At 70.5% G+C, this 13,333-nt stretch carries 8 protein-coding genes; 4 read left to right on the plus strand and 4 right to left on the minus strand.

Features of this window, described 5'->3' with window-relative positions:
- Positions 1-854 (minus strand): 4Fe-4S dicluster domain-containing protein (locus tag ACGFIQ_RS33755; RefSeq protein WP_393249991.1); only part of this gene is annotated, 854 nt, incomplete at its 3' end.
- The gene (gene fdh / locus ACGFIQ_RS33760; RefSeq protein ID WP_393249993.1) at positions 844-4,116 is read right to left on the minus strand and encodes a formate dehydrogenase; all 3,273 of its coding nucleotides are present in this window, start codon (positions 4,114-4,116) and stop codon (positions 844-846) included. The genes ACGFIQ_RS33755 and fdh, both read right to left, overlap by 11 nt.
- 178 nt (positions 4,117-4,294) lie before the next feature.
- Between fdh and ACGFIQ_RS33765 the strand changes: the two genes are divergently transcribed.
- Genes ACGFIQ_RS33765 through ACGFIQ_RS33780 form a run of 4 tightly spaced genes read left to right on the plus strand, consistent with a single transcriptional unit; the run spans position 4,295 to position 11,572 of the window.
- A complete protein-coding gene (locus ACGFIQ_RS33765; protein ID WP_393249995.1) occupies positions 4,295-4,642 on the plus strand; it encodes a CU044_2847 family protein in 348 nt (115 codons plus the stop codon).
- 20 nt (positions 4,643-4,662) lie between these two features.
- Positions 4,663-6,396: a trypsin-like peptidase domain-containing protein gene (locus tag ACGFIQ_RS33770; RefSeq protein WP_393249997.1), complete on the plus strand. Its 1,734-nt coding sequence runs from the start codon at positions 4,663-4,665 to the stop codon at positions 6,394-6,396.
- A 9-nt stretch (positions 6,397-6,405) separates the two neighbouring features.
- A complete protein-coding gene (locus ACGFIQ_RS33775; protein ID WP_393249999.1) occupies positions 6,406-7,416 on the plus strand; it encodes an AAA family ATPase in 1,011 nt (336 codons plus the stop codon).
- Positions 7,406-11,572, plus strand: coding sequence for an SAV_2336 N-terminal domain-related protein (locus ACGFIQ_RS33780; RefSeq protein WP_393250001.1), 4,167 nt, complete (start codon positions 7,406-7,408; stop codon positions 11,570-11,572). Before ACGFIQ_RS33775 ends, ACGFIQ_RS33780 begins: the two co-directional genes overlap by 11 nt.
- Here the strand turns inward: ACGFIQ_RS33780 and ACGFIQ_RS33785 are convergent.
- Together ACGFIQ_RS33785 and ACGFIQ_RS33790 are read right to left on the minus strand one after the other, a co-directional pair.
- Positions 11,569-11,751 carry a hypothetical protein gene (locus tag ACGFIQ_RS33785; RefSeq protein ID WP_393250003.1) on the minus strand — a complete coding sequence of 61 codons (183 nt, stop codon included), beginning with the start codon at positions 11,749-11,751 and terminating at the stop codon, positions 11,569-11,571. The genes ACGFIQ_RS33780 and ACGFIQ_RS33785 overlap by 4 nt on opposite strands.
- A complete protein-coding gene (locus ACGFIQ_RS33790) occupies positions 11,738-13,333 on the minus strand; it encodes a hypothetical protein (RefSeq protein ID WP_393250005.1) in 1,596 nt (531 codons plus the stop codon). The genes ACGFIQ_RS33785 and ACGFIQ_RS33790 overlap by 14 nt, the downstream gene beginning before the upstream one ends.

A 13,333-nucleotide genomic window follows, 5' to 3' on the forward strand; every position in this document is an offset into this window, starting at 1 on the left:
TCCGGTGGCAACCCGTACACCTCGGGCTCGTCCAACAGCAGGAAGAACGCCCCGTCACCACCCACACCGTCGTTCTCGTCGTGCCCGTACAGGCGTGCCTCGGGGACCCCCCGCCCGTGCAGCGTCGCCACCCGGGCAGCGGCCCGCTCCCGCAACTCGTCCAGGGGCCCGTACTGGATCGACTCCGTCGGGCACGCCTGCGCACACGCCGGCGTCATCCCCGCACCCAACCGGTCGTAGCACAACGTGCACTTCCACGCCCGACCGTCATCCCTACGCTGGTCGATCACCCCGTACGGACACGCCGAAATGCAGTAACCACAACCGTTGCAGATGTCCTCCTGCACCACCACCGACCCGAACTCGGTCCGGAACAACGAACCCGTCGGACACACGTCCAGACACGCCGCATGCGTGCAGTGCTTACAGACATCCGACATCATCAACCACCGGAAATCCGTGCGCTCCTCCACACCGGTACCCCGACCCGGCGGCTGCGCACCCGGCATCCCCAGGAACTGTGGGCCCGCGTCGACCGGCCGGTCCGGGCCGGCGCCGACCGGGGCGCCCAGGACGTCCGCCGCGCGATGCCCGGCCGGGCGGGGCTGCTCGATGAACGCGACGTGTCGCCACGAGTTCGCGGTCAACGCGCCGGTGTTGTCGTAGGACATGCCGAGCAGGTCGAGCCCGTTCTCCGGGACCCCGTTCCACTCCTTGCAGGCGACCTCGCACGCCTTGCAGCCGATGCACACGCTGGTGTCGGTGAAGAACCCCATCCGGGGTGGCGCGTTCGCATAGCCCGCCTCGGGGGCCGGGTCCAGCGGGCCGTACAGGCTGTGCGGGTCAGGAAGCACCCTGCTCCTTCCCCTCGTCGTCGGTGGTCACGGCCGGGGCGTGCTGACCCGGGGTGATCCCGGCACGCCGCTGGTAGTCGGCCACCAGGTCGAGCAGCGCCGGCCCGCTGGGCCGCCGGCCCGGCCGCACGTCGCAGGTGCCGACCTTGCTCTCCTGGATCAGGACGTTCGGGTCCAGGCTGATGCCGAACAGGTCGTTGGCCGAGTCGCCGGTCACCAGACCCTCGAAACCGAAGTGGTACGGCAACCACACCTGGTGGATGATCCGACCGTCCACCCGCAACGGGGTCAGCCGGTCGGTCACCAGCACCTTCGCCTCGATGGCCGCACGGGCGGTCACCAGGTGCGCCCAACCCAGGTGGGTGAGCCCGCGTTCGACCGCCAACTCCGGCGACACCTCGACGAACATCTCCGGTTGCAGCTCGGCAAGCGGCGACACGGTCCGGCTCATCGCGCCGGCGGTGTGGTGCTCGGTGAGCCGGCTGACCGTGAACACGTACGGGAACACCTGACTGTGCTCCTGCGGCGGGCTCGGGTTCACCGAGTTGACCGGGTGCGCGTACATCTTGCGGGTCGGGTTGGCCTGCTGCCGGTAGAGCGGGTTACGCACCGGCGACTCGACCGGCTCGTAGTGCGTCGGCAGCGGCCCGTCCAGGACGCCGCTGGGCGCGTACAGCCAGCCCTTCCCGTCGCCCTGCATGACGAACGGGTCGTCACCGGCGATGCCCTCCGTACCGGACGCACCGGGTGGCGGCCGGTACGACGGCGGTTTGGTCTTCTCGAAGTCCGGCACGTCGTAGCCGGTCCACTCGGACTTCTCCGCGTCCCACCACACGTAGCGTTTGCGCTCACTCCACGGGTTGCCGTCCGGGTCGGCGGAGGCACGGTTGTAGAGGATCCGCCGGTTCGCCGGCCACGCCCACCCCCACTCGGCGGCCACCCAGTTCTGCTCGTGTCGGGACCTGCGCCGGGCCGCCTGGTTGACGCCGTCGGCGTACACCCCGCTGTAGATCCAGCAGCCGATCGCGGTGGAACCGTCCGCGCGGGCCTCGGCGAAGCTGGACAGCGGGCGGCCGGTCGCGACGTCGTACCCGTTGATCTCGCGCAGCACCGACTCGGCGCTCGGCTCCTCGTGCGGACCGTGCGTGGGATAGTCCCAGGTGAGGTCGAGCAGCGCCCGGTCGCGCGGCAGCTTCGAGTCGGCCAGCCTCTCCCGCAGTCTGCGGCCCAGGTGGTAGAAGAACCACAGCTCGGAGCGGGCGTCACCCGGCGGCTCGACGGCCTTCTCCCGCCACTGCAACAGCCGCTGCGTCTGGGTGAACGTGCCCTCCTTCTCCACGTGCGAGGCGGCGGGCAGGAAGAACACCTCCGTACGGCACTCCTCGGGCACGATCTCGCCGGTGGCGACCTCGGGACCGTTCTGCCAGAACGTGGCACTCTCGATCATGAACAGGTCGCGGACCACCAGCCAGTCCAGGTTGGCCATGCCCAGGCGCTGCGCGCGGCCGTGCGCGGAGCCGACCGCCGGGTTCTGACCCAGCAGGAAGTAGCCCTTGATCTTCCCGTCGATCATGTTGAGCACCTGCTGGTACGTGCCGTGGTCACCGGTCAGCCGGGGCAGGTAGCCGTAGCAGAAGTCGTTCTCCGGCGTCGCCGCGTCACCCCAGTACGCCTTGAGCAGGCTGGCCGCAAACGACCGCGCGTTGCCCCAGAAACCCTTCTGACCCGGGTGCCGGATGCTGTCCACCCACTCGTCGAAGCTCGGGTGTTCGGCGTGGTGCGGCATCGGCAGGTAGCCGGGCAGCAGGTTGAACAACGTCGGAATGTCCGTCGAGCCCTGGATGCTGGCGTGCCCCCGCAGGGCCATCACCCCACCGCCGGGACGGCCCATGTTGCCCAGCAGCAGTTGGATGATCGCGCCCGTGCGGATGTACTGCACACCCACGCTGTGCTGCGTCCACCCCACCGAATAGATCAGCATGCCGGTGCGGTCGCGGCCGGAGTTGCGTGTCCACGCCTGCGCCAACTCCAGGAACTGCTCCCGGGGGATCCCGCAGACCTGCTCCACCATCTCCGGGGTGTAGCGGGAGAAGTGTCGCTTCAGGATCTGGTAGACGCAGCGCGGGTGCCGCAACGTCTCGTCGCGTTCGGTCTGCCCGCCCACCTGCGCGCCGTGCGACTCGTGCGTCAACCCCGCGGCGCTGTCGCGCTCCTGAGCGGTGTGCCCACTGCCGGACGAGCCCTCGTGCCCCGCGTACTGCCAGCTGTCCTGCACGTAGGTGCCGGTCTCCGGGTCGAAACCGGAGAAGAACCCGTCGCCGTCCTCGGTGTCGACGAACTCCTCGCTGACGATTGTCGCCGCGTTCGTGTACGACAGCACGTACTCCCGGAAGTCCAACTCGTTGTCCAGGATGTAGCGCACCACGCCGCCGAGCAGCGCGATGTCGGTGCCCGCCCGGATCGGCAGATACGAGTCGGCAACCGCGCTGGTGCGGGTGAACCGTGGATCGACGTGGAACACCTTCGCGCCACGACGCTTGGCCTCCATCACCCACTGGAAGCCCACCGGGTGCGCCTCAGCCATGTTGGAACCCTGGATGACGATCACGTCAGCGTTGGCGATGTCCTGCTGAAAATCCGTCGCACCGCCACGACCGAAGCTGGCCCCCAGACCGGGGACGGTGGCGGAGTGTCAAATACGGGCCTGGTTCTCGATCTGGAGCGCCCCCATCGCGGTGAACAACTTCTTGATGAGGTAGTTCTCCTCGTTGTCCAGCGTCGCCCCACCCAGACTGGAGAAACCAAGCGTCCGGTTCAGCGGCCGGCCCTGCGTGTCGACGTCCTCCCAGGTCTGCGCACGAGCCGCGAGCATCCGGTCGGCGATCATGTCGAGCGCGGTGTCGAGCTCCAGATCCTCCCACTGCGTCGAGTACGGACGCCGGTAGCGGACCGTGGTCTGCCGCAACGGACTGGTCACCAGACTCTTGCTCGCCGAGCCCTTCGGGCAGAGCCGACCCCGCGAGATCGGGCTGTCCGGATCGCCCTCGATCTGGCTGACCTGGCCGTCCTTGACGTACACCCGCTGCCCGCAACCGACGGCGCAGTACGGACAGACCGAACGGGCGACGCTGTCGGCGTCTTCGGTGCGGGCGGTGAGCTGTGCCGACCGGGTGGACTGCGCCGCCGCGCCCCGACCCAGCGGGTCAGTGCCGGTGAGCTGGCGGTAGACCGGCCAACCCTCGATGAAGGTCCGCAGACCCATGCCCCGACACCCCCTCCCACGCGAGCGACCCCCTGAACATTAGGTCAACCGCGGCACGTTCGCGACCGGGAGTTGCTCGCACCCGGATCAGCGAGAACCAGTTCGAGTCAGCGACCCGACAGCGGCGGAGTACACAGTGGTCGATGCTCAACCGAAACTGGCTTCCACGGGAGGTTCGATGCCAACCGAGCTGATGCGTGTCCGCACCGAGGACGGCGACGAGGTCGTCTTCGAGATCGACCGGCGAGAGGCCGGCTTCGGTGAGGCGGGGCTCGGTGCGGACCAGATCATTGAGGCGCGGAAGCGATTCGAGGCAGGCCTGCGAGAGATCAACATGGCGGCACAGAAGGCACTCGCGACCTTCCGCGAAGCCGTCCACCGTCCGGACGACATCGAGATCGAGTTCGGGGTCAACTTCACCACGCAGGCCGGCGCCGTCTTCGCCAGGACGGGCGTCGGCGCCCATCTCACAGTCAAGCTCACCTGGTCGGGCGGTGCCTCGCGCACCGAGGTCGCCGGACGGTGAGTGCCGCACCGCGGTGGCAGGTGAGAGTCGACGCCGCCGGCGGATCTGGCAGCGGCTTCCTGATCGACGCCCAACACATCCTGACCTGCGCGCACGTGGTGGGCGACGCAACGGCCGTCACGGTGTCGTTCCTGCCGCCCGGCCCCGGCGGCCTCAACGGTGACGTGGTGTTCCGAGGGCCCTGGTCGCCAGGCGAGGTCGACGAGGGTGACGTCGCGGTGATCCGCCTGACCGAGCCCGTCGAGGTGGAGCCGGCGCGGCTGGCACCACTGAACGGGGTGGAAATCTTCGCGGGACAGGAGCTCGGGGCGTTCGGCTTCCCCGACGGCTACCGCAAGACCGGCCAGATCACCCACTTCCACGCTGACGCGTACCCCCGGCTGGCCGGGCAGGCGTGCCAGACCACCGCGAGCGAGACCAGGGGCACCCGTCTGGAGCGCGGTTACAGCGGCTCGGCGGCCTACGTGCAGGGGACCTACGAGGTCGTCGGCATGGTGATCTCCGCCGACCGGGACCCGGACATGCGGACCGGCGTGGTGCTGCCACTCGACGAGATCGGCCGGCACTGGCCGTCCATCATCGATCGCATGCGCCTCGGCCCGTTCGACTCGATCGCGTACCGGGAGCTGCGGTCCATCCTGGAGGACCTGAAGCTCCCCGACATGCGCCGGCTGCCGTTGGAGGTGCTGGGACACCCCACCCGGCTCTCCCCCGACCCGCCGCAGCGGCCGTTGAGCAGCGTGCTCGCCATGGTCGAGTGGCTGGCGGTGAACACCACCTTCCCCGAGGAGGAGGTTGTCGACCTCGTCGTCACCCTCCTGCGACGGATCGGGTTGAAGTCCCCCGACCACAGTGCGGCTCTGCACGAATGGGTGGGACGACACGGTTGGAACGCGGGTGACGCGACGCCGGTGGAGTCGGCAGTCGACAACCTCGGTCCTCGGCCAGGATGGGTGGTGGTCCGGATCGCGCCGTCGGCGGAAGGGCGCAGGGCACACCACGTCACCATCTGGACCGCCACGAACCCCGACGGTGGGCTGGACGAGCGGACCCTGGAGGAGACGGTCACCGAGGACATGATCCAGGAGACCATCGAGCAGCACCTGCCCGAGGCTTACAAGAAGATGGCGCACGTCACGTACGAGACGATCGCCGTCGAGTTCGTGCTGCCCCGTGGTCACCTGGGCTGGCCCGTCGACTCCTGGCGTGCCCTCGACGACCACGACCAGGTGCCGCTCGGTTGGAGCCGGCCGGTCGTGGTCCGCGCCCTGGAGTGGTTCGACACCACCGATCCGCGCATGATCGAGGAACGGACCCAGCAGCTTCGCGACCGCCCCGGCCACCTGAACGCCACGATGAGCTGGCTCGACTGCTCCAACCGCCCCGGGGAACTGCGGAAGTTCAAGGCATGGCTGCGCTCCGCGAAACGCCCGCTCGCGCTCGGCTTGGCGGGCCGCTGGACAGAGCCGGACCGGATCGGCTCCGCGGTGGCGAGTGGCCTGCCGGTCCTGCTGTGGCACCGGGCGCCCTGCGCCTGCCCCGAAACCGAGACCATCTGCGCCAGTAGGCGTTTCAGTGACACGATGGCCACCCGGTTGGGCGACATCCGCAGCGAGGAGTTGCCCGCGCGGGTTCGCGACCTACGGGTGGAAGCCGGCGAACTCGACGACGAGGACGAACACTGCGGTCGCGATGTGACCCTGCTGTGGGACGAACCTCGACGTCGACCAACCCGCCTGAGCTTCGCGGAGTGAGGAGTGAGCGTGTCCGAGAAACCGGGCTGGTGGATCTACGAAGGCACCGGAGTCCCCCACGACGGTATCGACCGGCTGCCCGCCCCACCGCCATGGCGGGTCTTCGACGAATCCGCCACCCCCACCGCGCCAGGTGTCGAGGAGACCAAGGCGGACATCCGTCGAGGCGCGAACTATCGGCCGGATCCGGACACCGTCGAACTGGTGAACGCCGCCCTGTACCTGCGTCGGCCGCTGCTGGTGACGGGCCACCCGGGCACCGGAAAATCGACGCTCGCGGCGGCGATCGCCCACGAGCTGAAACTCGGCCGACCACTGCGCTGGAACATCACCAGCCGGGTGACCCTGAGAGACGGCCTCTACCAGTACGACCCGTTGGCACGGCTCTATCAGACCAAACGACATGCCGACGACAGCGCTGAACGTGACAACGGTGAGGACCTGGGCCGTTTCATCCGGCTGGGCCCGCTGGGCACCGCCCTGCTGCCGTCGACCAGACCCCGGGTGCTCCTGATCGACGAGATCGACAAAGGCGACCTCGACCTGCCCAATGATCTGCTCACCATCTTCGAGGACGGCGCGTACGAGATCGCCGAACTGGTGCGGCACGCGGACCGGACCGCCGACGCCCAGGTGATGACCGCGGACAGCACCCAACGAGTGCCCGTCCATCAGGGACAGGTCAGCTGTCGTGCCTTTCCCGTCATCGTGATGACCAGCAACGACGAACGGGAGTTCCCACCCGCGTTCCTCCGACGCTGCATTCAGGTCACCCTTCCGCAGCCCGATGAGGACAAGCTGACAAGCATCGTCGACGCGCACCTCGACGGTCTCGCCCAGGACAGCGCCGACCTGATCGACACCTTCCTCGCACGTCGGGAGCCGGGCGACCTCGCCACGGACCAGTTGCTCAACGCGATCTACCTGACCGACCAGGCAGGCCGCTCCGGCGGTGTCGACCGGGTGCATCTGGCCGAGAAGGTGATGACTCACCTGTCCCGCCGGTCCGATGACGATTGACCGGCTCCGCGACGCCATTGTCGCCGCGGGTGGCGATCCGACCGCACGGGAACTCGCGGAGGCGCTCTGGTTGGGCCACCATCTGCGACCACACGCCCCCGCCGTACCGCCCGTGCCGGAGGCGGACGCCGCGGTCGGGCCCGGACCGGCCGACGACGCGGTCGCCGACGTGCCGGCACCGCTCAGCGGGGTGGAACCGGCCCCCGCACCGGTTCCACCCCGTGCGCCGACACCCACCAGCCTGCACGTACCCCCGCCCCGGACCGGAACGGCGACGGCCGCCGAAGTCGCGGTACCCCGCTCGATCGCGCTCGCCGACCGACTGAGATTTCAGCGGACGTTGCGCCCGTTGATGCGACGGGTGCCGAACCGGCGGGTCGACGTCCTCGACGAGGAGGCGACGGTACGCGCCGTCGCCGAACACCTGCTGGCCGACCAACCCTGGCCTGCGGTGCTGACGCCGTCGACGGAGCGGTGGCTGGACGCCGCGGTGGTGGTGGACAGCACCGCTTCCATGACGCTGTGGCGGGACCTGTCCACGAGCGTGGCCGACACCCTGGCTTCCTCGGGGGTCTTCCGCCAGGTCAGCAGGTGGCGGCTGCACGGTGACGGCACCGGAGTCGACGCCGCGCTGTCGAGCTGGCGTGGTGAGCCGCGCCGCCCCGCCGAACTGATCGACCCCACCGGACGGCGCATCGTCATCGTCGTCAGCGACTGCGTCGACCGGATCTGGCACACCGGCGCGGCGGGCGCCTTCCTGCACCGCTGGGCCCGGCACGGACCGGTGTCGATCCTCCAACCGTTGCCGGAACGCATGTGGTCCCGTACCGGCGGACGGACCGTGGTGGGTGCGCTCAGCGCTCCACGCCCGGGCGCACCCAACACCGACCTGCGATTCGCCGCGTTCGACGGCCTGCCCGCCTCCGGCGGCACCGTGGTGCCGGTGCTGGAGGTCTCGCCGCGCTGGGTCGGCCGCTGGACCCGGCTCCTCTCCGGCGCGACGGCGGTGACCGCAGCGGTGACCGTGGTCACCGGCGAACGAATACCCAGCGTGCCGGTCCGGGAACGGGTGACGCCCAGCCCGACCGACCGGGTCCGGCACTTCCGCTCGTCGGCGTCACCCGAGGCGTTCCGTCTCGCCGGGTACGTCGCGATGAGCGAGCCGGTGCTGCCGGTGATCCGCTACATCCAACACGCCATGTTCCGCTCCGCCCCACCGTCGCAACTGGCCGAGGTGCTGCTCAGCGGCCTGCTGCGGGTGGTGGACGGGCAGGCTGGACGCTACCGGTTCGTCGAGGGAGTCCAACCTCTGCTCCTGGACACACTGCAGCGTCCCGATCTGTTCCGTGCCGGGGAGCTGCTGGACGAGCTGTCCCAGGCGGTGCAGGCCCGGGTGGGGGTGGCTCGCGAGCACTTCACCGCGCTCACCCCGGGCCCCGGACGGGCCGGGCTCACGGCCGACAGCCACCCGTTCGCGGTGATCAACAATGTCGGGAGGGCCCGGCTGGACCGCATCGCGGCACGGACGACCGCGCCCGCCGCAGCTCCGCCCGCCGACCCCGCGGAACCGGCCGACACCGGCCCCGCCACCCCGGACCTCGACCTGGAACCGGGTGACGCGGCTCCCGAGGTTCCCGCGCCGCGCGACGAGGCCACGGCGACGGGCACACCGGCGGACCTGCTCGCTCCGCGCCACCGGGTGGTGCGCTTCAGCGGTCGTACGGCCGACCTCGCCGACCTGCGACGGTGGTGCGACAGCCCCGGCTCGGCGGTGCGGGTGATCATCGGCGGCGCTGGCCAGGGCAAGACCAGGCTGGTGCTCGAACTTCTCGACACCCGTCCGGGACGCTGGCGGGACGCGTCGGTGTCCGGCGCCGACATGGTGGACGGCGGGCTGGTAGTGGTGGACCATGCCGAGACGCGACCGGACACCGTGCGCAGAGAGCTCACCCGCGCGGCCGCCCAGGGCACGAGACCACTGCGGCTGCTCCTGCTCGCCCGTTCCGCCGGCGACTGGTGGCAGGAATTGCGCCGCACCGACCCCCTGTCCCGGGAGGGGACGGTCCAGCAGTTGCAGGCCCCCTGGGCGGCGGGGCGCGCTCGGCAGGCCGCCCTCCGCGACGCCCTGACCGACCTCGCGGCACGGCTGGACGCCAACTCCGGCACCGACCACTGGCGGCGTCACGCCGCCTCGATGAGCCTGCCCAGCGCCGACGATGACCACTACTCCGCTCCCGTTACGCTGCACCTGGCCGCGCTGCGACTGCTCGTTCGCACCGGGGCGGAGCGGTCCTCCGTCTCCGTGCCGGAGGTCGTGGCCGCGTTGGTCGCCCAGGAGCGCCGGTACGGCGAGGGCACCGCCGTGGCCGCCCGGATCTCGTACGCCCGACCGGGCCAACTCGACGAGTACGTGGGAGCGGCAGCCCTCTACGGCGCGGACCGAATCACCGACGCCCACGAGGTCGTGCGGCGAGTCCGCCCGCAGGACGCCACCGACCGGGCCACCGTGCACCGCCTGGCGACCTGGCTGCACGAACTCTATCCGGGCGTCGATGGCGAATACTGGGGGCCGGTCGAGCCCGACGCGGTGCGACACGACCTCGCGGTGACCGCCGCATCGCGCAACCCCGCCCTGGTCACGGGCATCATCCCGTTCTGTACGCCGGTGCAGTCGGGTCGAGCGATGACGGTGCTCGGCCCGGCGTGTCACCGGCACCCACACCTCGCCGAACCGCTCTGGCAGGTGGTACGCGACCAGCCGGCCCTCCTGGTGACGTTGCTGCGGGCACTCGGCGCCACCGCCGCGGCCCCACCGCCGGCCCTGGCGGCCCGGCTCCGCACGTTGGTGCAGGATCCCCGCACCCCGCACCCGATGGTGCGGGCCGTGGCCGAGGGCATGCCCGACCCCGGAGCCCTCTTCGCCGACCAGCCGGCGGCCGAGTCGGCCACGCTCGTTCAGGGTGCCCGTCGGCTGGGCGAGATCGACAGTTACCTTCCCTGGCTGGCGGAAGCTCTCGGTCATCATCGGCGGCTCCTGCTGGCCAACGGAGCAGGCGCGGACGTGCTCGACGTGCTCGCCGACGAGGTCGACCTGTGGCAACGGATCGTCGACGTCGCCGGGCAGTCGGATTCGGCGCGGTTGGCGCAGCGGCTGACCTCGGCCCTGGATGCCCAGGCCGACTACCTGCACCGTGCCGGTCTGACCGTGCAGGCGCTCAGCGCCGCGAACCGGGCGGTGACGCACCATCACCATGTTCACCTCGACGAGCCGGACAGCCATCTCACCCCGGTGTGCGCCAGCGAGATCCGGCAGGCCTGGCTCCTCGGTGAGCTGGACCGCACCGAGGAGGGTCTTGCCGCGGCGGAGTCGGCCGTACGGCACGCACGAGCGCTTGTCGACGCGCAACGACGCCGCAGTGACCGGACGACCGAGACGCCCGGAGCATCGGCGCACGATCGGGCAGCGGTCCTCGGTCATCTCAGTGACGCGCTGGGCGTGCTGGCCGCGACGCACCGGCTTCGCCACGATGCCGCGTCCGCTCTCGCGGCGGAGGACGAGCAGGTGAGCCTGCACCGCCAACTCGTCACCGGCGACCAGGACCGCCACGTCCCGGCCCTGGCGAAGGCCCTGCTGAGACAGGCCATGGACCTCGGGGAGGTCGGCTCGCCGCAGGCGGCGCTGACGGCCGCGGACGAGGCCGCGGAGATCTTCCACACCCGTGCGGCGGACGGGAGCACCGATGTCCTCGCGGCACTGGCGACGGCCCAGCACTGTCGGGCCGTCCTGATGCACGACCTCGAACGGCACGACGAGGCCGTGCTGGCGTTCCGCGACGTGGTGGTCATCCACCGCCGACTGGCCACTGCCGACCCGGCCCGCCACGGGGAGGACCTGGCGACGGTCCTGGGGCAGCAGGCCGGCCTGCTGCTGGAGGCCGGCGACGTCGGAGCGGCCATCGAGGCGCTCACCGAGAGCTGCGAGATACGGGGTCGACTGTTCCGCGAAGACGTGGCGAACCGCACCCTGCGCACGCGCCTGGCACAGAAGCACCGCCAACTCGCCGGCCTGTGGGAGCGGGTCGGCGACAAGACGCATGCCGACCGCCACCGGTTGCAGGCTCGCCTGCTGGACGAGGGACGACGCTCCCACGGTTAGCTGAGCGGGCTCCACACCCACCAGGAGGCCCGGAGCACGCCTGCCGTGCTGCTGGCGACCGCCTGCGGCAGGCCAACCCACACCGACCACGCCACCAACGCCATCGCGACGGCGAACGTCAGGACCAGAATGGCCAGTCGGGCCCTCCGATAGGAGGTAGGCAGGTCAGCGGAGAGCACTCGTCACCTCCGAGCGTAGGACGCGCTCGCCGCGCAGCAGCCACATCAGCGGGTCGGGCGACGGCGGGTCGGTCTGGCCGTGCAGGAAGTAGCGAACCTCGCCGAAGTCCCGGCTGGCTGACGTCAGAAGACTGTCAAGGCCGTGCTCGACCAGAAGTCGCCGGACGTCCGTCGAACCCGCCCGAAGCGGTGCGCCCCCCGGTAGCAGGCCGAGCAGATCACCCTTGGACACCACTATCGCAAGCCGGCAGCGGCTCGTGTCGACCCCTCGATGCCGCATGCCGATGACCACGGCCTCGTACGAGTCCACCAGATCGTGCCGGGCGACCCGCACGATCGGCACCAGGTGCGGCGGCAGCTCCGCCATCTGCTCACGCAGCGCTGGCAGTGACAGGGGATCGAGGACGAAGACGAAGTTCCGCGTGTCGTCCAGGTAACCGTATGTCGCACAGGTCTCCCGGTCGACGAGCCCCCGTCCGGGCGCGTCGAACACCTGCACCCGTTGTGGAGCGCGGTGGGCCTGCAGTGTCACGCCGACGGCCTGCGGCCCACCGCGCCCGTCGTGCCATCGCACGATCGCGCAGCGGCCCGGGGGGAAGCGCGCGACAAGTGCGGCCACCATGGCGTCGACAAGCGTCGACTTTCCCGCGTCGGACGCACCGAAGAGGGCAACTCTGATCTCGGTGGCTCGTCCGGTGCCGGCGGCCAGCGGGGTGTCGCACTTGGGACAGCGCGCCGTGAGCCGCGCGCCCGCCGACGCCTGGCGGACCGGCATCGACGTTCCGCAGCCACACCGCCGCCGCCACAGTCCCTGGGCGCCGGGCCGCAGAGCCCGGTGCCGATCAGATCCGGTCGGTGCGGTCGACGGGTGGACCGTCGGGCAGGCGAAAACCGGCAGGTCGACCAGGTAGTAGCAGTGCGGGCAGCAGGTCTGGGTGTGCCAGGAGGTCCGCCATCGCCGGTCGGCGACGCGCAGCCCCGCGGTCACCGCGGCCCCGAGGATCCAGGTCGGCACGACGACCACCACGACGACGACACTCAGCACGACGATGCTGGTCACGACACCCAGGGTGAGGCCGGCGAGCCCCGCGGCGGGCAGGGCGAGCACCGGCCAGGCCAGCAGCACCGTCCAGGTTCGGGTCCGGGTCGACCCGTCCGGGCCGACGCCGTCCGGGGAATCGTGCAGGAAACGCCTGTGGTATCGGGGCAGTCGGGGCAGCGATCGCCACGTGGAGATCCACGACCGGGTCACGTGGCGGTGGCAGCACTCGACGACGGCCCACAGGTCGTACCCCGCCTGCCAGACGGCGTAGTGCGACCAGGCGAAGTCACGGTGGTACGACGATGACCCGCGCCGCCGCACCGCCGTGAACTGGTCCCGTGGGGTGCGCACCCGCGGCGGGTCGAGCAGTCCGCCGTACATCCGGGCCGTCTCGACCAGGGCGAGGACCAGCCCCGCGAGGTAACCGGCCGACAGGACATAGAGGACGTACGGCGTCAGGATGATCACGACCAGGCCGTACGCGGCCACGACGACGAGCAGCGCCAGTACGAGGAGCGGGACGGCGATCAGCGCGGGCAT

The sequence above is a fragment of the Micromonospora sp. NPDC048898 genome, from assembly GCF_043198035.1.
In the GTDB taxonomy this organism is placed as follows: Bacteria; Actinomycetota; Actinomycetes; order Mycobacteriales; family Micromonosporaceae; genus Micromonospora.

Bases quoted from the DNA above. Each gene is read 5' to 3' on its own strand.
- ACGFIQ_RS33765 (WP_393249995.1), top strand. From the start codon at position 4,295: ATGCCAACCGAGCTGATGCGTGTCCGCACCGAGGACGGCGACGAGGTC.
- ACGFIQ_RS33780 (WP_393250001.1), top strand. From the start codon at position 7,406: ATGACGATTGACCGGCTCCGCGACGCCATTGTCGCCGCGGGTGGCGAT.
- ACGFIQ_RS33790 (WP_393250005.1), bottom strand. From the start codon at position 13,333: ATGCCCGCGCTGATCGCCGTCCCGCTCCTCGTACTGGCGCTGCTCGTC.